Source organism: Methylibium sp., assembly GCF_965279545.1.
Taxonomy (GTDB): domain Bacteria; phylum Pseudomonadota; class Gammaproteobacteria; order Burkholderiales; family Burkholderiaceae_C; genus Methylibium.
The window spans coordinates 3,307,271-3,330,088 of sequence record NZ_OZ257250.1; the positions used below are offsets into that span (position 1 = coordinate 3,307,271).

Genomic DNA, 22,818 nt, shown 5'->3' on the forward strand with positions numbered 1-22,818 from the left:
TCATACCAACGTTTGGCGGTCAGCGTTCCGGACAAAGACACCGAACACCGCAATGAGCCCAGGCCCAAGCTGCCATCGGATGCGCTTGAATGCGGTGCCGTATCAGCCGGCTTGGGTGGCCCGTGGCGGAACCGGCGTGCTTCGCGGTAGTCTCACGGCCATGCGTAGCCTGTCGCTCTTCGCTGGCCTGCTGGTGTTGGCAGCACCGGTGGCGCTCCATGCACAGCCGGTGCCGGCCGCGGCGCCGGCATCAGCCGCCTCCGTACCGGCGCCGGCGACACCGCCCGCTGCACGCGAGATCGTGCAGCAGCGCCTGCCCGACGGCAGCGTGATCTTCACCGACCGGCCGCAGCCGGGCGCGAAGACCGAGCGCAGTTGGGCCACGACACCGGAAGACCCGGCAGCGGCCGAAACACGACGCGCCGCATCGCAGCGCGAATCGGCCGCGGTCAGCGAACGCATCGGGCGCCAGATCGAGCAGCAGCGCGAGCGCGACAAGGAAGTCGACATCGCCCGCGCGAAGCTCGCCCAGGCCGATGCCGAACGCGAGGCCGCCCGCGCCCGGGCCGAGGCCGATGCACCGACGCCGGTGGTGGTGATCCGGCACCGGCCGGTGCGGCCGCGCCCGCCACCGTCGGTCAGGCCTCCCGAAACGCGCCCGCCGGAGCGGCCCGGCCCCAAGGTCCCGCCGCGCCCCGGCGCCACGCCACCGCCGGGCACGCTGGTCGAGCACTGAAGGCCTCACCCCCGGCCCTCTCCCGCGGGGCGGGAGAGGGAGCCAAAGGGCATTGCTCCCTCTCCACCGACCACGGGGGTGAGGGCAGGGGTGAGGGGGGGTCGGGGCAGCACGCGCCACCCGTCTCACGACGTGCCCATGGCCCTCGTCGGCGTCAAGACCGCCAGAACCCGAGCGCATGGCCGGTGGGGTCAGCAGCGCTTAAGCTCACGCGTTGAGTGCGGTCGTCGCCATCCGTGGGGATCGGCAGCCTCGCCAGGAGACACCGATGAACGCACCCCTCGCCGCGACCGCGCTGCCAGCCGCCCTGTCCCGCGAAGAACGCGGCCGACGCCAGGCCGAGGTGGTGGCCGCGCTCGCGCCGCTGCTGCCGGCCCACGCGCTGCTGTGGCAGCGCGAGGACACCGTCCCCTATGAATGCGACGGCCTGACCGCCTACCGCGCGATGCCGCTGGTCGTCGCGCTGCCGGAAACCGAAGCCCAGGTCGCCGCGGTACTGAAGGCCTGCCACCGCCTCGCGGTGCCGGTGGTGGCGCGCGGCGCCGGCACCGGCCTGTCGGGCGGCGCGATGCCGCACGAGCTGGGCGTGACGCTGTCGCTGGCCAAGTTCAACCAGATCCTGAAGGTCGACCCGGCGAGCCGCACCGCCGTCGTGCAGACCGGCGTGCGCAACGCGGCCATCAGCGAGGCGGCCTCGCCGCACGGCCTGTACTACGCGCCCGATCCGAGCAGCAAGATCGCCTGCACGATCGGCGGCAACGTGGCCGAGAACTCCGGCGGCATGCACTGCCTGAAATACGGCCTGACGATCCACAACGTGCTGCGGGTGCGCGGCTTCACCGCCTCCGGCGAGCCGGTCGAGTTCGGCAGCGAGGCGCTCGACGCGCCGGGCCTGGACCTGCTGTCGGCGGTGATCGGCTCCGAGGGCATGCTCGCGGTGACGCTCGAGGTCACGGTGAAGCTGGTCCCCAAACCGCTGCTGGCGCGCGCCATCCTGGCCAGCTTCGACGACGTGCGCAAGGCCGGCAACGCGGTGGCCGCGCTGATCGCGGCCGGCATCATCCCGGCCGGGTTGGAGATGATGGACAAGCCGATGACCGCCGCGGTCGAGGACTTCGTGCACGCCGGCTACGACCTCGACGCGCATGCCATCCTGATCTGCGAGAGCGACGGCACGCCCGAGGAGGTGGAGGAGGAGATCGCGCGCATGGTGGCGGTGATGGAGGGCGCCGGCGCGACGCGCTTCGACATCAGCCGCAGCGAGGCCGAGCGGCTGAAGTTCTGGAGCGGGCGCATGAACGCCTTCCCGGCCAGCGGGCGCATCAGCCCCGACTACATGTGCATGGACTCGACCATCCCGCGCAAGAAGCTGGCCGAGATCCTGACCCGCATCACCGAGATGGAGACGAAGTACGGCCTGCGCTGCTGCAACGTGTTCCACGCCGGCGACGGCAACCTGCACCCGCTGATCCTGTTCGACGCCAACGACCCCGACCAGTTGCACCGCGCCGAGCTGTTCGGCGCCGACATCCTGGAAACGAGCGTGATGCTCGGCGGCACCGTGACCGGCGAACACGGCGTGGGCATCGAGAAGCTCAGCTCGATGTGCGTGCAGTTCACGCCGGCCGAGCGCGAGCAGATGCTGGGCCTCAAGCGCGCCTTCGACGCGGCCGGCCTGCTGAACCCCGGCAAGGTGATCCCGACGCTGCACCGCTGCGCCGAGTACGGAAAGATGCACGTGAAGAAGGGCCTGCTGCCCTTCCCCGACCTGCCGCGGTTCTGACGCCGGCCTGTCCTCACTTCGTTCGAGAAGAAGAGCCACCACGATGACCCCTCCCGACGACGACCCCGCCTTGCGCGCGCTGGTGGAACGCGTGCGCGCCGCGCAGGCCGACGGCAGCGCGCTCGAGATCGCCGGCCACGGCTCCAAGGCCTTCTACGGCGGCCCGCGCCACGGCGAGGCGCTGCACACCGCCGGGCTCACCGGCATCTCCAGCTACGAACCCACCGAGCTGGTGGTGAGCGCGCGCGCCGGCACGCCGATCGCCGAGCTGGAGGCGGCGCTCGCCGAGCAGGGGCAGTGCCTGCCGTTCGAGCCGCCGCGCTTTCGCATCGGATCGGTCGCCAAGGGCACGGTGGGCGGCCTGTTTGCGACCGGGCTCAGCGGGCCGAGCCGCGCCAGCGTCGGCGCGGTACGCGACCACGTGCTCGGCGCCACGCTGCTGAACGGCCGTGCCGAGGTGCTGAGCTTCGGCGGCCAGGTGATGAAGAACGTGGCCGGCTACGACGTGTCGCGCCTGCTGTGCGGCTCGATGGGCGTGCTGGGCGTCGTGCTGGAGGTCTCGCTGAAGGTGCTGCCGGTGCAGCCGGCCACCGCCACGCTGCGCTTCGAGCTCGACGAGGCCGCCGCGCTGGAGCAGCTCAACGCCTGGGGCGGCCAGCCGCTGCCGGTCAGCGCCAGCGCGTGGTGGTCCGGCATGCTGCTGCTGCGGCTGCGCGGCGCGCGCGCCGCGGTCCACGCCGCCGTCGACACGATGCTCACCAAGCACCGCGGCGAGGGCGTCGACGACGGCATGGCGACGCCGTTCTGGGATGGCCTGCGCGACCACGAGGACGAGTTCTTCGTGAACGCGCGCACCGCGGTCGAGTCGAACACCGGCGCGGCGCTGTGGCGCCTGTCGGTGCCGCAGACGGCCGCGCCGGTCTCGCTGCCCGGCGAGCAACTGATCGAATGGGGCGGCGCGCAGCGCTGGTGGTGCACCGCCGCCAGTGCGGCCACGGTCCGCGAAGCGGCCCAGCGTGCCGGCGGCCACGCCACGCTGTTCCGCGGCGGCGACAAGGCGGCCGGCGTGTTCACGCCGCTGAGTGCGCCGCTGACACGCATCCAGCGCGAGCTCAAGCGCGAGTTCGACCCGGCCGGCGTGTTCAACCGCGGCCGCCTCTACCCCGATCTGTGAGCTGACCACCGCACGATGCAAACCACCCTTGCCCCCGAGTACCAGGGCAGCGCCGACGGCGCCGAGGCCGAAGCAATCCTGCGCAAGTGCGTGCACTGCGGCTTCTGCACCGCCACCTGCCCGACCTACCAGCTGCTGGGCGACGAGCTCGACGGCCCGCGCGGCCGCATCTACCTGATCAAGCAGGTGCTCGAGGGCACCGAGCCGACGCGCAAGACGCAGCTGCACCTGGACCGCTGCCTGACCTGCCGCAACTGCGAGACCACCTGCCCGTCGGGCGTGCAGTACGGCGCGCTGGTCGACATCGGCCGCCGCGTGGTCGACGCCAAGGTCGAGCGCCCGGCCGGCGAGCGCGCCGCACGCACGGCACTGAAGGAGGGCCTGACCTCGCCGCTGTTCGCGCCGGCGATGAAGCTCGGCCAGTGGTTTCGCCCCTTCGTGCCGACCGCGCTGAAGGCCAAGCTGCCGCCGAAGGCGCCCGCCAGCGCGCACCGCTGGCCCACGCGCAGCCACCCGCGCAAGGTGCTGTTGCTGCTGGGCTGCGTGCAGCCGGCGATGGCGCCGAACATCAACAGCGCCACCGCGCGCGTGCTCGACGCCGCCGGCCTCCAGACCCTGGTCGCCGACGACGCCGGCTGTTGCGGCGCGATCCGCGACCACCTCGGTGACCACGACGGTGGCCTGGCCGACATGCGCCGCAACATCGACGCCTGGTGGCCGCTGGTCGAAGGACTGACGGGACAGGGCAAGGTCGAGGCGATCGTGATGAACGCCTCCGGCTGCGGCGTGACCATCAAGGAGTACGCCCGCCACCTGAAGCACGACCCGGCCTATGCCGAGCGCGCCACGAAGATCTCGGCGCTGACGAAGGACCTGAGCGAACTGCTGCCGGACCTGGTGCCCAGGCTCAAGCCGCGGCTGGCCCTCCCCCGCTCGGCGGGGGAGCGGGGAGGGAGTGCGTCATCCACACCCGCCGGGAGGATGGGACGCTTGGCGTTCCATCCCCCCTGCACGCTGCAGCATGGCCAGCAGTTGCGCGGTGGCGTCGAAGCGGGCCTGCGCGAGCTCGGCTTCGACGTCACGCTGACACCGACCGACAGCCACCTGTGCTGCGGCTCGGCCGGCACCTACTCGGTGCTGCAACCCGAGCTCGCCTACCAGCTGCGCGACCGCAAGCTCGCGGCGCTGGCACCGGTGGGTGCACAGGTCATCGTGTCGGCCAACGTCGGCTGCATCCAGCACCTGCAGAGCGGCACGGCCACACCGGTGAAGCACTGGGTCGAGGTGCTCGACGAAGCGCTGGACTGAAGCCTCGCCCGGCGCGGGCCGTCAACGCCGGGTGCGCGAGCCGTCGTCGCGGTCCCACGGCGGCACGCCGGCGAAGGCCTCGGCGAGGAAGTCGATCATCACGCGCACCTTGGCGCTCAGGTGACGCCGGCTCGGGTAGAGCGCCAGCACGTCGATGTCGCCCATGCGGTAGCCCGGCAGCAGTGGCACGAGCCGCCCGGCCCGCAGGTCCTCGCCGATCAGGAAGCTCGGCTGCCAGATCACCCCCATGCCGGCCAGTGCCGCCGCGCGCGCGGTGTCGCCGTTGTTGGTGTGCATCACGCAGTTCACTCTGACCGCGTGCGCCGCGCCGCGGTCGTCGGTGAAGCGCCATTCGTCGGCGGTGGCGGCATAGGTGTAGCCGACGCAGGCGTGTTCGGCCAGATCGACCGGCAGCCGCGGCCGGCCGCGCTTGCGCAGGTAGCCCGGCGAGGCACAGACGATGTTGCGCGAGGTGGCGAGCTTGCGCGCGGCGTGCGCGGTCGAGCCGGTGCGCGAGATGCGGATCGCCAGGTCGTAGCCCTCCTCGACGATGTCGACCACGCGGTCGATCAGCGCCACCTCGAGATCGACCTCCGGATGGCGCTGCCGGAACTTCGGCCACAGCGGCGCGAGGTGCAGGATGCCGAAGCTCAGCGGTGCGTTGATGCGCAGGCGCCCGCGCGGCTGCATCGCGGCGGTCGACGCGAGCGCCTCGGCCTCGGCCACGTCGTCGAGCACGGACTTGGCGCGCTCGAACAGCGCCTCGCCGCTCTCGGTCAGCGACAGCTTGCGCGAGTGGCGGTTCAGCAGGCGCGTTCCCAGGTGGGCCTCGAGCTGCGCGACGTAGCGCGTCACGTTCGCCGGCGAGGTGTCCAGCGCCTCGGCCGCCCGCGCGAAGCCCTGCTTCGCCACCACGGCGACGAACACCTCGAAGGCGCGCAAACGGTCCATGGCCGCTCCTTGATTCAGCAATCCTGAATCAATTGTGAATCTTCATGCTCTGTTCGCCATGAAAGATGAATCCTAGATTCGCTCCATCGGCAAGACAAGCGTTGCCGACCCCACCCACCGAACCGGAGCCCACCATGAACCCGTCACCCCTCACCTTCCCGACCGCCCCCGACCGCCGCACGCTGCTGGGACTGGCGCTGGGCGCCGGCGCCGCCCTGGCCACCGGTCTGCCGCTCACGGCGCAGGCCGGCCTGCCCGGCGGTGTTGCCGAGCGCAGCGCGCAGGTCAATGGCGTGCGACTCCACTACCGCATCGGCGGCCGGGGCAGCGCCGTGCTGCTGCTGCACGGCTACGCGCAGACCGGCCACATGTGGCTGCCGCTGATGCGCGAACTGATGCAGCGCCACACCGTCATCGTTCCCGATCTGCGCGGTGCCGGCGGGTCCGAGAAGGCCCTCGCCGGCTATGACAAGAAGACGATGGCGCAGGACGTGCACGCCCTGGTGCAGTCGCTCGGCCACGAGCGCGCCATCGTTGTCGGTCACGACATCGGGCTGATGGTGGCCTACGCCTACGCGGCCCAGTTCCCGCAGGCCACCGAGCGCGTGGTGCTGATGGACGCCTTCCTGCCCGGCATCGGCGCCTGGAAGGACGTGTGGCTGCTGCGCGACCTGTGGCACTTCCACTTTCACGGCGAGGTGCCGCTGGCGCTGGTGGCCGGTCGCGAACGCATCTACTTCGAGCACTTCTGGAACGACTTCGCCGCCGATCCGAAGCACTCGGTGCCAGAAGCCGATCGCCGCGTCTACGCCAAGGCCTATGCGCAGCCGGGCGGCATGCGCGCCGGCTTCGAGTACTTCAAGAGCTTCGAGCAGGATGCCAGCGACTTCGCTGCCCTCTCGAACACCAAGTTGACGATGCCGGTGCTGGTGCTCACCGGCGAGAAGGCCTCGGGCAGCTTCCTGATCGAGCAGGCGAAGCTCGTCGCGACCGACGTGCGCGGCCAGATCGTCCCCGGCGCCGGCCACTGGCTGATGGAAGAAGCGCCGCAGACCGTGATGCCGGCGATCACGGCCTTCGTCGACTGAGCCCTGCCCCCAAGGACCCGTCGACACACGCTTCAGGAGCCGCATCATGGACAGCCTCGAAGGCAAGCGCACGCTGTGAGCGCCGCGGGCGTCAACCCCGTCCGCACCGGTCGCGCCGGGCGGGACCGATAGGTCCTTGCTCAGAAGCGCGTCGTCAGCTCGGTCAGCCAGGCCGGCGACGCGTTGACCGCCCACGCCTCGAACTGCTTGTCCCAGCCGGTCAGGATGGCCGCGCCGAGCAGCAGCATCACGCCCCCCAGCAGCAGCTTGCCGCTCTGGCCGGCCGCCATCATGCGGCCGCGCACGCGCAGCACGGTGCTGCGCGACAGCGTGCCCAGCAGCACCAGCGGCATGCCGGCGCCGAGGCCGAACAGGGCCATCAGCAGCGCGACCTGCCCCAGATGACTGCCTTGCGAGGCCAGTGTGGTGGCCACTCCCAGCGTCGGGCCGACGCAGGGACTCCAGATGATGCCGAGCACCAGGCCGACGACGAACTGCCCGCCCAGGCCGTCGATGTGCAAGCGATCGAGCCATTGGTCACCCAGCGCGCCGAGCCCGGAACTCGCACGGGCAAAGCGCGCCTGCAGCTTCGTCGACAGCAGCACCAGCGCGAAGCCGATCAGCAGCACCGCTGCCACGGCGCGGAAGGTGGCGGCATCGAGCCCGAGCGACGCGCCGAGCGTGGCGATGAACAGGCCAATCCCGGTGAACGACAGCATCAGCCCCAGCGCCAGCGCATGGGCGCCGAGACGGTGCGATGCGACTGCCGTCGTCAGCAGGATCGGAATCAATGGCAGCACACAGGGCGACAGCGTGGACAGCACACCCGCCAGGAAGCCGAGCCCGTAGCTGCCCAGTCCGAAATCCATCATGACCTTCCCGATCCGTTGTTCGTCGAGAGCGGGTCAGAGCGCTTTGGCGAACACCGCCTCGATGGCGGCACGCTGCGTCTGGCCCGTGGAGCGGGTCACTTCCTTGCCCCCCTTGAACACCACGAAGGTGCTTTGCTGGTTGACCTTGAGCGACCTCTTCAGTTCGCGCTCGGTGTCGAAGTTGGCGACGAACAGCTTCACGGCCTTCATCTTCGGCTCGTTCAGCAGTTCCGCGACCACCGGTGCCTGGGCCTTGCAGGTCGGGCACCAGTCGGCGTGGAACTGCACGACCACCGGTCCGCCAGCGGCGACGGCACGGTCGAACGCGGCCGGCTCGAAGGGCAGGGTGTCGGCAGATGCGGCGAGGGACATCACCACGGCCGCAAAGGCCGCGACGAGTTGACGGAACAGGGACATGGGAACTCCTGGGGCAGTGAAAAGCGAACGCGCAGCGGCGCGTCGACCGGGTACTGCCCTTGTGTCGCCGTGGACTGCCGTTTCCTTACGCATCTCGGGCGCAAGCGTGCGCCGTCGCCGCGAACGACCTGCTTCAGGCCGCGTGCTGCTCGGCCGCCAGCGGCTCGGGCTTCACATGCAGTGCCCACATCACGCCGGCCACCAGCAACGCGATGCCGATCAGCGTGACCGCAGCCGGCGCCTCGCCGCGCAGCGCGTAGGCGTAGGTCAAGGCGGAGAGCGTCTCGAACACGATCAGCTGGCCGACCAATGCAGTCGGCAGGCGCTGGCTGGCCTCGTTCCAGCACAGCGTGCCCAGCCACGAGGCGAACAGGCCCACCGCGAGCATCAGCAACACGAAACGCTGGGGCGTCGGGCCGAAGGGCATCGCGAAGTCCCGGCCGCTCGAGGCGCTCCATACCCAGAAGCCGGTGAAGCCCAAGGCCGCGAGCGGCAGGGTCGCCACGCCCTGCGCGGTGGCCCAGGTGCGCGGGCTGCGGTCGGCGTGCGCGCGCAGCCAGTCGGCGTTGCGCAGCGGGTACCAGGTCCAGCAGGCCACCGCCAGCAGTGCGAGCGCGACGCCGCTCGCGTAGCGCGCCAAGTCGGCATGCGGATCGGCGCGCAGCGCCGCGAGCTCGACCTGGTTGACGCAGGCAATGCCGGCGGCGATCAGCGTCAGCGAAGGCGCGAGCCGTGCCCACGGCAGCCGGCCGTCGCGCACCCCGTCGCGCAGGTTCGACGTGATCGCGATCACCACCGGCAGCGTGCCGATGATCACCGTCGGCAGTGGTCCACCGGCGCGCTGGATCGCTGCCGCGAGGCACAGGTAGTACAGCAGGTTGCCGATCAGCGACAGGCGCAGCGCCTCGCGCCAGTCGGCCCGCGTGAACTGCGCGAGGCGCGCGCGGTCCAGCCACGCGAGCGGCAGCGCGATCAGCCCGAAGGCGAGGTAGCGCGCGAACGACAGCAGCGCTGCCGGGTAGTCGGCCAACAGCGTCGGCGCGACGAACACCAGGCCCCACATCAGGCCCGCCGCCAGGGCGAAGAGAGTTCCAGTCCACATGATCCCGCGAGCGTAGGCGCTCGCGGCACGGCCGTCTTGTACCGGCTTGCGCTGCGCGCCGCGCGACGCCGTTGCATCGCGTTGTCCCTGCTTGCGACACAAGAACATGCAGGGGTATAAGTAGCTCATCGATCGCCCCATCGTCACATCCCGTTGTGATTCAAAGGAGGGTGTCATGCGCAGACGCATCTATTGGCTGTTGCCCGATCTGACGAGCGCCAGACGGACGATGAACGATCTGTTGCTCGCGCGCATCGGCGAAGCACACATCCACTTCGTCGCCCGCGAGAACGCCGACCTGTCCGGCCTGCACGCCGCCAACCTCCTGCAGACCTCCGACGTGCTGCGCTCGGCGCAGGCCGGTCTGGTGATCGGTGGTGTCGGAGGCGCCATCGCCGGTGTGATTGCGGCGGTGTTCTTCCCGATCGTCGGCGACACGGAGTCCGGCCTGTCGGCCTTGCGCGCCGTGTTCTCGTCGCCGAACTGGAGCGGCTCGGAACTGCGCGCCGCGATCGATTCGCCGCAGTGGGCGATGGCGGCCGTGCTCGCGGTGCTGGGTGGTCTGCTCGGCGCCTGGTCGTCGAGCATGATCGGCATCGCCGCACCGAGCGGACGGCTGCGCCGCTTCGAGGGCGCCATCGAGCAGGGCCAGATCCTGTTGATGGTGGACGTGCCCCGCTCGCGCATGCAGGAGATCGAGTCGCTGCTGCGGACCACGCACCCCGAGGCGCACTATGAAGGCGTGGAGCCCGATGTGCCGGCATTCCCCTGAGGCCGGCGCGGGCGGCAGCGACGTCGCGGCGCCTGTTGCGCGGAGGTGACCATGGACCTGCACCTGCACTCGCATCACTGGGAGCCGCACCGCCTGCCCGACGGGCCCGCGGCCGCGGTCGCGGGCCTGGCGGCGGGGGCGGTCCTGATGGTGCTGAACCTGCTCTGGTCGGCAACCGTCTCCGGCGACAGCCCCTGGCGCAGCTCGCACCTGGTCGCCGCGCTCCTGATGGGCCCCGAGGAGGCGCTTGCCTCGTCGGCGTTCAACCTCGGCGTGGTGGCCGTGGCGCTCGCAACGCATTACGCGCTCGGGGTCGCGTTCGGCCTCGCGCTGGCCTTCATCATCGTCGGCTTCCACTGGGAATCGAACGTGGGCGCGATGCAACTCATCGGCGCGCTGTTCGGCCTGGCGCTGTACCTGTTCGACTTCTACGCCATGGCGCAGATCTTTCCGTGGTTTGCCGAACTGCGCGGCTGGCCGACCCTGGTGGCCCACCTGGTGTTCGGTGTCGTCGCAGCGCTGCTGTACTGGAAGCTGAACCGTCACAGAGAGGGCCGCTAGCGCTGGACGCCCCGCAGGGCCGTCGGGCAGCGCGCCACCCCGCGACCGGCACCGTCACGAAGCGGTGCCGGTCGCGCTGAAGTCCTGATCGACCTTGCTTCGTGAGGCTGGCGGCGACGCCGGCGGGAAGGGGGTGGTCCGTGGCAGTCGCGGTCGCGCTGCTGGTGATCGTCGTCGGCTCGGTGCTGTTCCACCTGGCGAGCCCCTGGTGGCTCACCCCGCTGGCCTCGCACTGGCAGCAGATGGACAACACGCTGGCGATCACGCTGGCGATCACCGGCGCGTTCTTCGTCGTGATCAACCTGTTCGTCGCCTACACGCTGATACGCCACCGCCACCGGCCCGGCCGGCGCGCCGCCTACGAGCCCGAGAACCACCGGCTCGAGCGCTGGCTCATCGGCATCACCACGGTCGGCATCGTCGCGCTGCTGGCGCCCGGGCTGGTGGTCTATGCCGAGTACGTGCAGCCGCCGCGCGATGCCCTGGTGGTCGAGGTGCTGGGCCAGCAATGGCAGTGGCGCTACCGCTTCCCGGGCGCGGGCGGCACGCTCGGCCGCAGCGACGCGCGCTTCGTCAGCAGCGCCAATCCGTTCGGCCTCGATCCGGCCGATCCGGCAGCCCAGGACGACCTCCTCGTCGGGGCCAACGAGTTGCACCTCCCGCTCGGCAAGCCGGTCAAGCTGCTGCTGCGTTCGCTCGACGTGCTGCACGATTTCTATGTCCCGCCGTTCCGTGCCCGCATGAACATGGTGCCCGGCATGGTCACCTGGTTCTGGTTCACGCCGACCACCGCCGGCCGCTTCGAGGCCCTGTGCGCCCAGCTGTGCGGCGTGGGCCATCCGGAAATGCGCGGCTACGTGGTCGTCGAGGACGAGGCCGCGTTCCAGGCCTGGCTGCGAGCGCAGCCCAGCTTCGCGGTGTCGGTGGCGCCGCCCGGTGCTGCGCCGGGCGGCTCGCCGGTGGCGCAGGGCCTGACGCTGTCGCGCTCCAAGGGCTGCGTGGCCTGCCACACGGTGGACGGCAGCGCGGCCGTCGGACCGACCTGGCGCGGCCTCTACGGCCGGACCGAGACCTTCGCCGATGGCTCGAACGCACGGGTCGACGAGGCCTTCCTGAACACCGAGATCCGCGACCCGAAGGCCCGCGTCGCGAAGGGTTTCGCGCCGGTGATGCCGCAGATCGAACTGAGCGACGCCGAGCGGGAGGCGCTGGTGGCCTACATCCGCTCGCTCGGCGGCGACGGCGCGCCAGCGCCGCCGCAACAGCAGTGACGGCGCGCCCCACACCGAGTCCTGCCATGACCCACGCCGACGCCAGCACCCACCACGCGCCCCAGAGCTTCCTGACGAAGTACGTCTGGAGCCAGGACCACAAGGTGATCGCGGTCCAGTACGCCTGCATCGCGATCGCGGTGGGCCTGCTCGGCGTCGTGCTGTCCAACCTGATGCGGCTGCAGCTGGGCTTCCCCGGCCGCTTCGAGTTCATCACCGCCGAGCGCTATTACCAGTTCGTCACGATGCACGGGATGATCATGGTGATCTACCTGCTCACCGCGCTGTTCCTGGGGGGCTTCGGCAACTACCTGATCCCGCTGATGGTCGGCGCGCGCGACATGGTCTTCCCCTACCTCAACATGCTGAGCGTGTGGGTCTACGCGCTGTCGGTGCTGGTGCTGCTCGCGAGCTTCTTCGTGCCGGGCGGCCCCACCGGCGCCGGCTGGACGCTCTACCCGCCGCAGGCCATCCTGCCCGGCACGCCGGGCCACGACTGGGGCATCATCCTGATGCTGGTGTCGCTGGTGATCTTCATCGTCGCCACCACGATGGGCGGCCTGAACTACGTCACCACGGTGCTGCAGGCGCGCTGCGAGGGCATGACGCTGCTGCGCATGCCGCTCACGGTGTGGGGCATCTTCGTCGCCACCATCCTCGCGCTGCTGGCCTTCCCGGCGCTGTTCGTCAGCGGCGTGATGATGCTGCTCGACAAGACCCTGGGCACCAGCTTCTTCATGCCGGCGCTGGTGTCGCTGGGGCAGGCGACGGCCTACCAGGGCGGCAGCCCGCTGCTGTTCCAGCACCTGTTCTGGTTCTTCGGCCACCCCGAGGTCTACATCGTCGCGCTGCCGGCCTTCGGCATCGTCTCCGACCTGATCAGCGTGCACGCGCGCAAGGCGATCTTCGGCTACCGCACCATGGTGTGGGCGATCGTCGTCATCGGGGCCCTGAGCTTCGTGGTGTGGGCGCACCACATGTTCGTCAGCGGCATGAACCCGTGGTTCGGCTTCTTCTTCGCCACCAGCACGCTGATCATCGCGGTGCCCACCGCGATCAAGGTCTACAACTGGGTGCTGACGCTGTGGCGCGGCGACATCCACCTGACGGTGCCGATGCTGTTCACGCTGGCCTTCATCCTGACCTTCCTCGCCGGCGGGCTGACCGGCCTGTTCCTCGGCAACGTCAGTGTCGACATCCCGCTGTCGGGCACCTATTTCGTCGTCGCCCACTTCCACATGGTGATGGGCGTGGCACCGCTGCTGGTGGTGTTCGGCGGCCTCTACCACTGGTATCCCAAGGTCACCGGCCGCATGCTCGACGACCGGCTCGGCCGGCTGCACTTCTGGGTCACCTTCCTCGGCACCTACCTGATCTACTTCCCGATGCACTACCTCGGCGTGCTCGGCATGCCGCGGCGCTACTACCACTTCGAGGGCTACCAGTTCATCCCGCCCTCGGCACATGCGCTGAACACCTTCATCACGGTGGTCGCGCTGGTCGTCGGCGCGATGCAACTGGTGTTCGTGTTCAACCTGGCGTGGAGCCTGCGGCACGGCCGCCGGGCCGACGCCAACCCGTGGCGCGCCGCCTCGCTGGAATGGCAGACGCCGGACACGCCGCCGGTGCACGGCAACTGGGGCGCACAGCTGCCGATCGTGTACCGCTGGGCCTACGCCTACAGCGTGCCGGGCGCAGCGCAGGATTTCATTGCGCAGACCGCCCCGCCGCAGGCCGGCGGCATGGAGCCCGATGCGCCCTCGCGACCGCACCAGGGAGCGATCGCATGAACCCGTCCGGCAGCGCCGCCTTGTTGCGGGCCGGCCCGGGCGACCGCCGCAACGATGGCGGCGCCGTGCCCGCCGCCCGCCACCGCCGCAGACAGCCCGGCGCGGCCGCCGGCATCGGCCTGTGGGTCTTCATCGGGGTGGCGAGCACGCTGTTCGCGCTCTTCCTCGCCGCCTACGTGATGCGCATGGACGGCGCCGACTGGAGCCCGATCGCAATGCCCTGGCAGCTGCGGCTCAGCACCGGCTTGCTGCTGACCGGCAGCCTGGCGCTGCAGGCTGCCGCGGCGGCGGCACGCGGGGCCCGCACGGCACCGGCACGCCGCTTGTTCCTGGCGGGGGGCGCGGCGGCGCTGGCCTTTCTGGCCTCGCAGCTCTGGGCCTGGCAGGCGCTGCAGGCGATACAGGTCACGCTCGCCGGCAACCCGGCCGCGAGCTTCTTCTACCTGCTGACCGCGATGCACGGCCTGCATGTCGCGGGCGGCCTGGCCGGCTGGGCCTGGGCGGCGCGCAGCGCCTCGAGGGGGGCCCCCGACGAGGCCTGGCGCCTCGCGCTGTGCGCGCGCTACTGGCATTTCCTGCTGGCGGTGTGGCTGCTGCTGTTCGCCGCGCTCGGCTGGCTGACGCCGGCCGTGGTGCGCTACCTCTGCGGCACGGCCTGAAACCGACCCCGCCCCGAAGGACCCCCATGGCCACGCTGCAGGCTCACATCCAGGAAGCGCCGCCAGCCCTCGGCGGCGTCGCCGGCTGGCGCGGCCTGGTGGCCGACTGGTCGTCCGACCGCGAGGCCTTCCAGGTCTCGTGGGGCAAGGCGATGATGTGGTTCTTCCTGCTCAGCGACACCTTCATTTTCGGCTGCTTCCTCACCAGCTACATGACGGTGCGCACGGCGACCACCGTCGCCTGGCCCAACCCGAGCCAGGTGTTCGCGCTGCGCATCGGCGGCGTGGACGTGCCGATGATCCTGATCGCGATCATGACCTTCGTGCTGATCAGCAGCAGCGGCACGATGGCGATGGCGGTCAACTTCGCCTACCGCCGCGAGCGCCGGCCCGCGGCCGCATTGATGCTCGCGACCGCCGTGCTCGGCGCCTGCTTCGTCGGCATGCAGGCCTTCGAATGGAGCAAGCTGATCCTCGAGGAAGGCGTGCGGCCCTGGGGCAACCCGATGGGCGCGGCGCAGTTCGGCTCGAGCTTCTTCATGATCACCGGCTTCCACGGCCTGCACGTCAGCGCCGGCGTGATCTACCTGCTGGTGGTCGCCACGCGCGTGCTGCGCGGCCGCTACGAGAAGAGCGGCAACTACCAGATCGTCGAGATCGCCGGCCTGTACTGGCACTTCGTCGATCTGGTGTGGGTGTTCATCTTCGCGCTGTTCTACTTGTGGTGAGGTCGACATGAGTGCAAGCAAGACCGGCCAGCAGCATCCGATCGGCCTCTACCTGAAGGTCTGGGGCCTGTTGTTCGTGCTCAGCGCGCTGTCCTACTCGGTCGACTACTTCCATTTCCACGGCCTGCTGCGCTGGGGCCTGATCCTCGTCTTCATGCTGTTGAAGGCCGGGCTGATCGTCGCTGTCTTCATGCACATGGCCTGGGAGCGGCTGGCCCTCGTCTGCGCCATCCTGCTGCCGCCGCTGGCGCTGCTGGTGCTGGTCGGGCTGATGGCGTCCGAGGCCAACTACACCTTCATCACGCGGCTGCTTTTCTTCCGCTGAGCCTGGCCGCGAGGACCGCACCATCGACGCACCCCTGCCCCTGCCGACGCTGCGCCTGCACTGGCGCGACTATGTCGAGCTGACCAAGCCCCGCGTCGTCGCGCTGATGCTGTTCACCGTCGTCGTCGGCATGCTGCTGTCGACGCATGGCACGGTCCCGTGGCGGATCGCGGTGTTCGCGCCGCTGGGCATCGGCCTGGTGGCCGGCGCCGCGGCGGCGCTCAACCACCTGGTCGACCACCGCATCGACGCGCTGATGGCGCGCACGCGCGGGCGACCGCTGCCCCGCGGCGCGCTGCGCGGCGCCCAGGTGCTCGCCTTCGCCGCCCTGCTGGGGCTCGCCGGCATGGCCCTGCTGCTCGCCTTCACCAACCCGCTGTGCGCGGCCCTGACGCTGGCCTCCTTGCTCGGCTACGCGGTCGTCTACAGCCTCTACCTGAAGCGCGCCACACCGCAGAACATCGTGATCGGCGGCGCGGCCGGCGCGGCACCCCCGTTGCTCGGCTGGGTGGCAGTGACCGGGCAGGTCGACCCGGCGGCGCTGTCGCTGTTCCTCATCATCTTCATCTGGACGCCGCCGCACTTCTGGGCGCTGGCCATCCATCGCCGCGACGAGTACGCCCGCGCCCAGGTCCCGATGCTGCCCGTGACCCACGGCATCGCATTCACGACCTCGCGCATCCTGGCCTACGCCCTCGCGTTGTGGGCCGTGAGCCTGCTGCCCTGGCTGATCGGCCTCAGTGGCGGGCTCTACCTCGCCGGTGCCGTGCTGCTGGGCGCGCGCTTCGCGGCACATGCCTGGCGGCTGCGGCGCGACGAGCGCTGGGCCCTGCCCACCTTCCGCTGTTCGATCAGCACCCTGTTCGGCCTGTTCGCGCTGCTGCTGGCCGACCACTACCTGATGATGCAGGCCGGCTGATACGGCATCCAAACGCATCCGATTCAAGGTCGGGCCAGGCCTGGTTGCGGTGTTCGGTGTCCTTGTCCGGAACGCTGACTGCCAAACGTTGGCGCGAGCGCCCTCGCCAGCAGCACGCGGTACCTGCAGGCGGCCGGCCGCGCTATCCGCGCACCTGCCGCTGGTAGCGCGCCGGCGTCACGCCGTAGCGGCGCGCGAAGCTGCGCGTCAGGTGGGCCTGGTCGGTGAGGCCGGTGGCCGTGGCGACCTGCGCTGCAGGCTCGCCGGCAGCGAGCCGGCGCTTGGCCTCGAACAGACGCAACGCCATCAGCATCTGCTGCGGCGTTGCGTGGTAGTGCGCCTTGAAGCGGCGCAGGAAGTGGAACGGGCTCAGGCCGGCGACGGCGGCCAGCTCATCGAGCGTGAGGCGGCGCTCGAGGTGGGCGCGCAGGTAGTCGACGACCGGCGCGAAGCGCAGTGCGCCTTCGGCCGGCGCCATGCGCGGCACGCGCGCGTGGGCACGGAACTCGGCCAGCAGCGTGTGCAGCAGGCTGTCGAAGGCGAGCGGCTCGTCGGCCTGCCACAAGCGGTCGAGCAGCGCGCCGACGCGGCGCGCGCGCAGCGCATCGAAGCCGACCGCATCGCCGAAATGCCAGCCGCGCTCACCGCTCACGCGCTCGACCACGTCGGCGTCGAGGTAGACCATGCGGTAGCGCCAGCCAGCGTCGGTCTCGGCACGGCCGGTGTGCAGCTCGTCGGGGTTCATCAGCACCAGCGAGCCGGCCGGCGCCAGGTGGTCGGCGCCGCGGTAGCGGAAGCGCTCGACGCCGGACTCGATCGCACCGAGGCCGAAGGCCTCGTGCGTGTGCGGCTCGAAGGCATGGCGCACGATGTGCGCGCGGTAGAGCTCGATGCCCGCGCGATGCGCCGGGCGGCGGAATTCGGCGGCGTCGAGCAGGTGGTCGAAGTGCGGGGGAACGCCGTCCATCACGGCATCATGGCACGCGCAGAAATGCCTGGCGGCGCGGACCCGCTGCTGTTACTGTGCATGGATTCTTCTTCTGGAGAACCGTATCGCCCTTCAACGCCCCCCGGCGCCCAAGCGGCGCTCCACCCCGTTGGCCACGGTCCGGCCCGATTCGCGCAGCGAGATGCTGCGCGATGGCCTGCGGCAGACCGTCGATCACCTGAAGCAGCGACGCGCCGACCTGATCGACGCCGGCGTCATTGCCGACTACGTGGCCCTGAACTGGCTCGAGTGGCACGGCGGCAGCCTGCGACTCACCATCGTCGGCGGCAACGTCTGCAAGCAGATGGCGCCAGCGCCGACCAACTAACGGTCGCCCAGCGGCAGCGGTCGGCCTTCGGCCACCGCACGCCCCGTCGCCGCCCAGCCGTCGAGCCCGCCGGCCAGCGGGCGCACGCGGACCAGACCGGCGGCCCGCAGCGCCTGCGCCGCGACGGCGGCCGAAGCCTCGTTCGGGCAGCTGCAATAAAGCACGATTTCGCGGTCGCGCGGCAACCGCGGCGCATGGGTGGCGATGTCGCGCAACTCCGCGAACCACGCGCCGGGGATGTGGCGCACGTCGAGCCCCGCTGCGACGCTGGAGCGCACGTCGATGATCAGCGGCGCCGCGCCGCCGTCGATCAGTGCATGCAGCTCGGCCTGGGTGATGCGCGGCATGGCGGCCGCATGACGAAAACGCCGGCGCCGCAGGTAACGCCAGGCCACGAAGCCGGCAACGAGCAACAGCAGCAGCCCGGTGGCCGCGGCGCCGGCCCGGGCCAGCGCTTCGAGCAGTTCCTGGATCTCGGTGCTGAAGACCACGCCCAGCGCCAGGAACACGGCCGCCCATACGGCGCCACCGAGCGCGTCGTAGCCGACGAAGCGCGGCAGCGACATGCCCACCGCGCCGGCCATCGGCGCGGCAACCACCGACACGCCGGGCACGAACTTGGCGGCCACCAGCGAGCTGCCGCCCCAGCGCAGGATCAACGCCTCGCTCTGCCGCACGCAGGAGTCGGGTGACAGCGAGATGCGGCACAGCAGACCGAGCACGCGGTGGCCATAGCGCCGCCCAGCGTAGAACCACAGGCCATCAGCCAGCACATTGGCAACGATCGCCACCAGCAGCAGCGCCGGCAGCGACAGCATGCCGCCGACCGACAGGCCGCCGGCCACGACCAGCAGCGGCGCAGCCGGTACCGGGGCACCGACGCGCGCCGCGAAGGTGGCGGCGAACACGACGAGCAGGCCGTGCTCGACGACGAGGGCGATGAGTGACTGCAAGGGACAGCTTCCGGACGGGACCGTGGGCAGCATTCGAGCACAGCGCGCGCCAGCCTGCCCTAAGCTGCGCGTCCATGCCCTGCACCCTGGTCACCGCCGTCCACAGCGAACTGCTGATCCGCAAGAGCCGCTTCATCGGCTGTGTGGAGCCGGTGGCCGACCGCCCCGCGGCGCTGGCTCGCGTGGCGGCCCTGCGCGCGCAGCATCCGGGCGCGGCGCACGTGTGCTGGGCGCTGCTGGCCGGTGGCGATTCGGCCGCGGTGGACGACGGCGAACCCGGCGGCACCGCCGGGCGGCCGATGCTCGAGGTGCTGCGCCACCAGGACCTCGAGGGCGTGCTGGCCAGCGCGGTGCGCTATTTCGGCGGCGTGAAGCTCGGCGCGGGCGGCCTGGTGCGTGCCTACACCGACACGGTGGCCCAGGCGCTGCTGGGCGCCACCAAGCAGCCCGTGCAGCGCCTGCAGACGCTGCGCTGCATCGTGCCCTACGCGCTCGAAGGCTGGTTGCGCCGCGAGCTCGACGCTGCCGGCGCCGGTGGCCTGCAGGTCAGCCACGGCATGCATGTGGAGCTGCAGTTCAGCCTGCCCGAGGCCGCGGCCGGCGCGCTGCGAGCCCGCCTGGACGATGGCGGCCAGGGCCGCCTGGCGTGGATGGAGCCGGTGTAGCGACGGTCGAGGCGGGCAGCGGGCCCCGCCCGGCGCATCGCGCTCGCACCCCCGCCAGGCCGCACGTGGACAATCGCTCCTCCCTGGCCGCGCCGCCCGAGGCCGCCGCCGACCCAACGACTGAAAGAGGATTGCCTTGTTCAAGAACCTGACGGTGTACCGCATCGGACCTGATTGGTCGGCCACCGTGGCCGCGATGGAGGAAGGCCTCGCGAAGGCGCGCTTCGCCGAGTGCGGCGCCACGCAGGCGCTGTCGGCCGGCTGGGTGCCGCCGCGCGGGCACGCCCATGGCGCGCTGGTCGAATCGGTCGGCGCGCAGCTGTTGCTGGCGCTGATGGTCGAGCACAAGCTCCTGCCGGGCGCGGTGGTGAAGCGCCGCACCGAGGAGCTGGCACAGCAGGTCGAGCGCGCGAGCGGCCGCAAGCCCGGCAAGAAGCAGACGAAGGAGCTCAAGGAGCAGGCGGTGCTGGAGCTGCTGCCGATGGCCTTCACGAAGCGCGCATCGTTCAAGGTGTGGCTGGACCCGCAGCGGCGTCTGCTGATGGTCGACGCCGGCAGCGCGACCCGCGCCAGCGACGTGGTGATGCACCTCGTGAAGGCATTCGACGGCCTGAGCGTGGCACCGTTGCAGACCGCGCAGGCCGCGGCCACCGCCATGGCCGAATGGCTGGCGAGCGGCGAGGCGCCCGCGACCTTCTCGGTGGACCGCGAGTGCGAGCTGAAGTCCGACGACGAGCTGAAGTCGGTGGTGCGCTATGCCCGCCACCGGCTCGACACCGACGAAGTGCGCCAGCACATCACCACCGGCAAGCGGCCGACCCGCCTGGCGCTGACCTGGCAAGGCCGCGTGTCCTTCGTGCTGACCGAGACCGGGCAGATCAAGAAGCTCGATTTCCTGGACGTGGTGTTCGAGAACCACCCCGGCCGCGCCGATGCGGACGCGGCTTTCGATGCCGATGCCGCGATCGCGACCGGCGAGCTGGTGCAGCTGATCCCGGACCTGGTCGAGGCGCTCGGCGGCGAGCAGCGCAGCGGCGACACGCCGCCGCTGGCGGGCCAGCTCGAATCGGAGCTGAAAGCGGCCTGATCGGCGCTCGCGTGGCGCGCTGACCTCAACGGCGGCCGCACTGCCGACGCCCCTTCGGGCGCACGCGAGCGCCCCTGTGCTCCCTGTCCTACACGCCGACGCGCCGCACGCCGGCAGGCACGGGTGTGCGCGCTGGGCACAGTCGGCTCAACGGTCGGGCACCTGGGCATTCCGCGGGGTGTGGCAGACCGGGTTGTCTCTGAATGGAAGGAAGCGCCATGAACGCCGATCAAGTGAAGGGCCGCATCGAACAGGCCAAGGGCAAGGTCAAGGAAATCACCGGCAAGGCCGTTGGCAACGACAAGCTCACGACTGAAGGCCGTGTCGAGCAGGTGACCGGCAAGAGCCAGGCGAGCTACGGCGACGCCAAGGAAAAGGCCAAGGACCTGATCGACAAGACCTGAGCGAAGGCCGCGTCGACCTGTCCCGAATGCCCGCCGGCTTGCCGGTGGGCATTCGCCTTTTCCATCCCACACGCATTGCACCGTGGTCACGCCATGAACTTGCACGCTCTCACACCGTTTCGCGTGAACCGGCGCTGGCGCCCGGATGGCGATGCACGGCACAGCGCCGAGCTGCCGTCGCCGCCGGCCCCGCAGCCCACGCCCCCGAAACGGCCCCCGCCCGCGCCGCCGAGGCCGGACGTCGTGCCGCCGGAGATCGCCGATCCGCCGCCGGCGGACCTGCCACCGCCCGTTCGCGAACCGCCGGGCGTGCCGGCGCCGATGGCCGCCTGAAGCGGCGCCGTCACATCGCCGGGCCGTGCGCCGCGAGCCAATCGGCAACGGCGCCACGTTGTGCCGCGCTGAAGTGCAGCCCGAGCTTCGAGCGGCGCCACAGCACGTCTTCGGCGGTCACGGCCCACTCGTCGCGCTGCAGGTGCAGCAGCTCCGCCGCGTGCAGACCCGGCGCCACCTCGGCGCCGAGGTCGGCCAGGGCCCGGGCCGCCCCCAGCAACAGCGCTGCGCGCGTGCCATAAGCCCGGGCCAGCCGCTGCGCCAGCGGCCGCGGCAGCCAGGGGTGGCGGCCTTCGAGCGCCGCCACGAAGCGCGCGAAATCCTCCGCCGGGGTGCCCGGCTTGCCGGTCCACGCCGACAGGTCGCCGCCCGGCAGCACGGCGGATCCGGTCCAGGCCGCGCGCCGCGCGCCGAGCAGGCGGCCGATCTCGTCGGCGGCTTCTTCGGCGAGCTTGCGGAAGGTGGTGATCTTGCCGCCCCACACGGTGAGCAGCGGTGCACCGTCGGTGTGGGCTTCGAGCCGGTAGTCGCGGGTCACGGCGCTCGCCTCGCCTTCGGCATCGTCCAGCAGCGGGCGCACGCCGGCGTAGGACCACACCACGTCGGCCGGCACGACGGGCGTCGCGAAGTAGCGGCTGGCCTGCTCGCACAGGTAGGCGATCTCGACGCCGTCGGCGTGTGCTGCGCCGGGCTCGCCGTGGAGCTCGACATCGGTGGTGCCGATCAGCGTGAAGTCGCGCTCGTAGGGCAGGGCGAAGATGATGCGGCGATCCGGGTTCTGGAACAGGTAGGCGTGCCCGTGGTCGAACAGGCGCGGCACGACGATGTGGCTGCCCTTCACCAGCCGCAGCTGCCGGGTCGCGAGCGACTCGCCGTGCGCCGATCTCGCCGCGTCGCGCAGGAAGCTCGCGGCCCACGGCCCGGCGGCGTTGACCAGCGCGCGGGCCTGCACCTCGATCGCCACGCCGTCGCCACGCAGCGTGGCGCTCCAGCCGGTGTCGTGGCGCTGCGCGTGGGTGCAGGCGCAGCGGGTCAGCACCGTGGCACCGCACTCGCGGGCGCCGACCGCGGCGAGCACCACCAGCCGCGCGTCGTCGACCCAGCCGTCGCTGTAGACGAAGCCGCGGGTCCAGCGCGGCTGCAGCGGCACACCAGCAGGGTGGCGGCGCAGGTCGATGCCGTGCGAGCCGGGCAGCCAGTCGCGCCGCGCGAGGTGGTCGTACAGGAAGAGACCGGCGCGCACCATCCAGGCCGGGCGCATGGCGGCGTCGTGCGGCATCACGAAGGACAGCGGTCCCATGATGTGCGGCGCGCTGCGCAGCAGCCGCTCGCGCTCCTGCAACGCCTTGCGCACCAGCCCGAACTCACCATGCTCCAGGTAGCGCAGGCCGCCGTGGATCAACTTGGTGGACGCCGACGAGGTGTGCGCCGCCAGGTCGTCGCGCTCGCACAGCACGACGCGCCAGCCGCGGCCGGCGAGATCGCGCGCGATGCCGGCGCCATTGATGCCACCGCCGACGACCAGCACGTCGCAGTGCAGCAGCTCACCGTGCGGTGCGGGCCTGGGTTGTTCCACTGCTGCCATTTTGCGGGGCTTCGCTTAG

The 22,818-nt window shown here is 71.0% G+C and carries 25 protein-coding genes; 18 read left to right on the forward strand and 7 right to left on the reverse strand.

Going from position 1 to position 22,818, the window contains the following annotated elements; all coding sequences use genetic code 11:
* Positions 1 to 160 precede the first annotated feature (160 nt).
* The 4 genes from ACQY9S_RS15560 (at position 161) to glcF (ending at position 5,001) form a co-directional block, all read left to right on the forward strand.
* Complete coding sequence (locus ACQY9S_RS15560; protein ID WP_428420809.1) at positions 161 to 736, forward strand: hypothetical protein; 576 nt, start codon at positions 161 to 163, stop codon at positions 734 to 736.
* A gap of 268 nt (positions 737 to 1,004) precedes the next feature.
* Positions 1,005 to 2,519, forward strand: a complete 1,515-nt coding sequence (locus tag ACQY9S_RS15565) for an FAD-linked oxidase C-terminal domain-containing protein (RefSeq protein WP_428420810.1) — start codon at positions 1,005 to 1,007, stop codon at positions 2,517 to 2,519.
* Positions 2,520 to 2,562: 43 nt separating this feature from the next.
* Positions 2,563 to 3,693 (forward strand): glycolate oxidase subunit GlcE, encoded by a 1,131-nt coding sequence (gene glcE / locus ACQY9S_RS15570; RefSeq protein ID WP_428420811.1) that lies wholly within the window; start codon positions 2,563 to 2,565, stop codon positions 3,691 to 3,693.
* Positions 3,694 to 3,708: 15 nt separating this feature from the next.
* A complete protein-coding gene (glcF, locus tag ACQY9S_RS15575; RefSeq protein ID WP_428420813.1) occupies positions 3,709 to 5,001 on the forward strand; it encodes a glycolate oxidase subunit GlcF in 1,293 nt (430 codons plus the stop codon).
* 21 nt (positions 5,002 to 5,022) lie between these two features.
* Here the strand turns inward: glcF and ACQY9S_RS15580 are convergent, their stop codons facing one another.
* Positions 5,023 to 5,952: a LysR family transcriptional regulator gene (locus ACQY9S_RS15580; RefSeq protein WP_428420814.1), complete on the reverse strand. Its 930-nt coding sequence runs from the start codon at positions 5,950 to 5,952 to the stop codon at positions 5,023 to 5,025.
* Positions 5,953 to 6,086: 134 nt separating this feature from the next.
* On the opposite strand from ACQY9S_RS15580, the gene ACQY9S_RS15585 reads away from it, so the two are divergent.
* On the forward strand, positions 6,087 to 7,040 hold the full coding sequence (locus ACQY9S_RS15585) for an alpha/beta fold hydrolase (protein ID WP_428420816.1): 954 nt from the start codon (positions 6,087 to 6,089) through the stop codon (positions 7,038 to 7,040).
* A 140-nt stretch (positions 7,041 to 7,180) separates the two neighbouring features.
* Here ACQY9S_RS15585 and ACQY9S_RS15590 read toward each other — a convergent pair whose 3' ends face one another.
* The 3 genes from ACQY9S_RS15590 to ACQY9S_RS15600 form a co-directional block, all read right to left on the reverse strand.
* Positions 7,181 to 7,912 carry a cytochrome c biogenesis CcdA family protein gene (locus ACQY9S_RS15590; protein WP_428420817.1) on the reverse strand — a complete coding sequence of 244 codons (732 nt, stop codon included), beginning with the start codon at positions 7,910 to 7,912 and terminating at the stop codon, positions 7,181 to 7,183.
* A 33-nt stretch (positions 7,913 to 7,945) separates the two neighbouring features.
* Entirely contained in the window at positions 7,946 to 8,329 is a 384-nt protein-coding gene (locus tag ACQY9S_RS15595) for a thioredoxin family protein (protein ID WP_428420819.1), read from the reverse strand.
* 133 nt (positions 8,330 to 8,462) lie between these two features.
* The gene (locus tag ACQY9S_RS15600; RefSeq protein ID WP_428425774.1) at positions 8,463 to 9,431 is read right to left on the reverse strand and encodes a DMT family transporter; all 969 of its coding nucleotides are present in this window, start codon (positions 9,429 to 9,431) and stop codon (positions 8,463 to 8,465) included.
* 175 nt (positions 9,432 to 9,606) lie between these two features.
* Between ACQY9S_RS15600 and ACQY9S_RS15605 the strand changes: the two genes are divergently transcribed.
* The 8 genes from ACQY9S_RS15605 to cyoE all read left to right on the forward strand — a co-directional run bounded on the left by ACQY9S_RS15605 (position 9,607) and on the right by cyoE (position 16,456).
* Positions 9,607 to 10,203, forward strand: coding sequence for a DUF1269 domain-containing protein (locus ACQY9S_RS15605; protein ID WP_428420821.1), 597 nt, complete (start codon positions 9,607 to 9,609; stop codon positions 10,201 to 10,203).
* A 51-nt stretch (positions 10,204 to 10,254) separates the two neighbouring features.
* On the forward strand, positions 10,255 to 10,764 hold the full coding sequence (locus ACQY9S_RS15610) for a hypothetical protein (protein WP_428420823.1): 510 nt from the start codon (positions 10,255 to 10,257) through the stop codon (positions 10,762 to 10,764).
* 140 nt (positions 10,765 to 10,904) lie between these two features.
* Positions 10,905 to 12,035 carry a cytochrome c oxidase subunit II gene (locus ACQY9S_RS15615; protein ID WP_428420825.1) on the forward strand — a complete coding sequence of 377 codons (1,131 nt, stop codon included), beginning with the start codon at positions 10,905 to 10,907 and terminating at the stop codon, positions 12,033 to 12,035.
* Positions 12,036 to 12,061: 26 nt separating this feature from the next.
* The gene (locus ACQY9S_RS15620) at positions 12,062 to 13,825 is read left to right on the forward strand and encodes a cytochrome c oxidase subunit I (RefSeq protein ID WP_428420826.1); all 1,764 of its coding nucleotides are present in this window, start codon (positions 12,062 to 12,064) and stop codon (positions 13,823 to 13,825) included.
* Positions 13,822 to 14,484: a cytochrome c oxidase subunit 3 gene (locus tag ACQY9S_RS15625; RefSeq protein ID WP_428420827.1), complete on the forward strand. Its 663-nt coding sequence runs from the start codon at positions 13,822 to 13,824 to the stop codon at positions 14,482 to 14,484. The genes ACQY9S_RS15620 and ACQY9S_RS15625 overlap by 4 nt, the downstream gene beginning before the upstream one ends.
* Positions 14,485 to 14,510: 26 nt before the next feature.
* Entirely contained in the window at positions 14,511 to 15,212 is a 702-nt protein-coding gene (locus ACQY9S_RS15630; protein WP_428420828.1) for a heme-copper oxidase subunit III family protein, read from the forward strand.
* A 7-nt stretch (positions 15,213 to 15,219) separates the two neighbouring features.
* Positions 15,220 to 15,537: a cytochrome C oxidase subunit IV family protein gene (locus tag ACQY9S_RS15635; RefSeq protein WP_428420830.1), complete on the forward strand. Its 318-nt coding sequence runs from the start codon at positions 15,220 to 15,222 to the stop codon at positions 15,535 to 15,537.
* Between the two features lie 106 nt (positions 15,538 to 15,643).
* Positions 15,644 to 16,456, forward strand: a complete 813-nt coding sequence (cyoE, locus tag ACQY9S_RS15640) for a heme o synthase (RefSeq protein WP_428420832.1) — start codon at positions 15,644 to 15,646, stop codon at positions 16,454 to 16,456.
* A gap of 142 nt (positions 16,457 to 16,598) precedes the next feature.
* Here the strand turns inward: cyoE and ACQY9S_RS15645 are convergent, their stop codons facing one another.
* Positions 16,599 to 17,423, reverse strand: a complete 825-nt coding sequence (locus ACQY9S_RS15645; protein WP_428420834.1) for an AraC family ligand binding domain-containing protein — start codon at positions 17,421 to 17,423, stop codon at positions 16,599 to 16,601.
* Positions 17,424 to 17,553: 130 nt separating this feature from the next.
* Here ACQY9S_RS15645 and ACQY9S_RS15650 point away from each other — a divergent pair, with 130 nt between their 5' ends.
* Positions 17,554 to 17,772 (forward strand): hypothetical protein, encoded by a 219-nt coding sequence (locus ACQY9S_RS15650; RefSeq protein WP_428420836.1) that lies wholly within the window; start codon positions 17,554 to 17,556, stop codon positions 17,770 to 17,772.
* On the opposite strand, the gene ACQY9S_RS15655 is transcribed toward ACQY9S_RS15650, so the two are convergent.
* On the reverse strand, positions 17,769 to 18,725 hold the full coding sequence (locus ACQY9S_RS15655; RefSeq protein ID WP_428420838.1) for a rhodanese-like domain-containing protein: 957 nt from the start codon (positions 18,723 to 18,725) through the stop codon (positions 17,769 to 17,771). The two genes, ACQY9S_RS15650 and ACQY9S_RS15655, sit on opposite strands and share 4 nt — an antisense overlap.
* Positions 18,726 to 18,799: 74 nt before the next feature.
* Between ACQY9S_RS15655 and ACQY9S_RS15660 the strand changes: the two genes are divergently transcribed.
* The 4 genes from ACQY9S_RS15660 (at position 18,800) to ACQY9S_RS15675 (ending at position 21,214) form a co-directional block, all read left to right on the forward strand.
* Positions 18,800 to 19,390: an IMPACT family protein gene (locus ACQY9S_RS15660; protein WP_428420839.1), complete on the forward strand. Its 591-nt coding sequence runs from the start codon at positions 18,800 to 18,802 to the stop codon at positions 19,388 to 19,390.
* 136 nt (positions 19,391 to 19,526) lie between these two features.
* Positions 19,527 to 20,477, forward strand: a complete 951-nt coding sequence (locus ACQY9S_RS15665) for a recombination-associated protein RdgC (RefSeq protein ID WP_428420840.1) — start codon at positions 19,527 to 19,529, stop codon at positions 20,475 to 20,477.
* A gap of 218 nt (positions 20,478 to 20,695) precedes the next feature.
* Positions 20,696 to 20,881, forward strand: a complete 186-nt coding sequence (locus tag ACQY9S_RS15670; RefSeq protein WP_428420842.1) for a CsbD family protein — start codon at positions 20,696 to 20,698, stop codon at positions 20,879 to 20,881.
* A 93-nt stretch (positions 20,882 to 20,974) separates the two neighbouring features.
* Positions 20,975 to 21,214, forward strand: a complete 240-nt coding sequence (locus ACQY9S_RS15675; protein ID WP_428420843.1) for a hypothetical protein — start codon at positions 20,975 to 20,977, stop codon at positions 21,212 to 21,214.
* A gap of 10 nt (positions 21,215 to 21,224) precedes the next feature.
* On the opposite strand, the gene glpD is transcribed toward ACQY9S_RS15675, so the two are convergent.
* On the reverse strand, positions 21,225 to 22,799 hold the full coding sequence (glpD, locus tag ACQY9S_RS15680; protein ID WP_428420845.1) for a glycerol-3-phosphate dehydrogenase: 1,575 nt from the start codon (positions 22,797 to 22,799) through the stop codon (positions 21,225 to 21,227).
* Between the last annotated feature and the right edge of the window lie 19 nt (positions 22,800 to 22,818).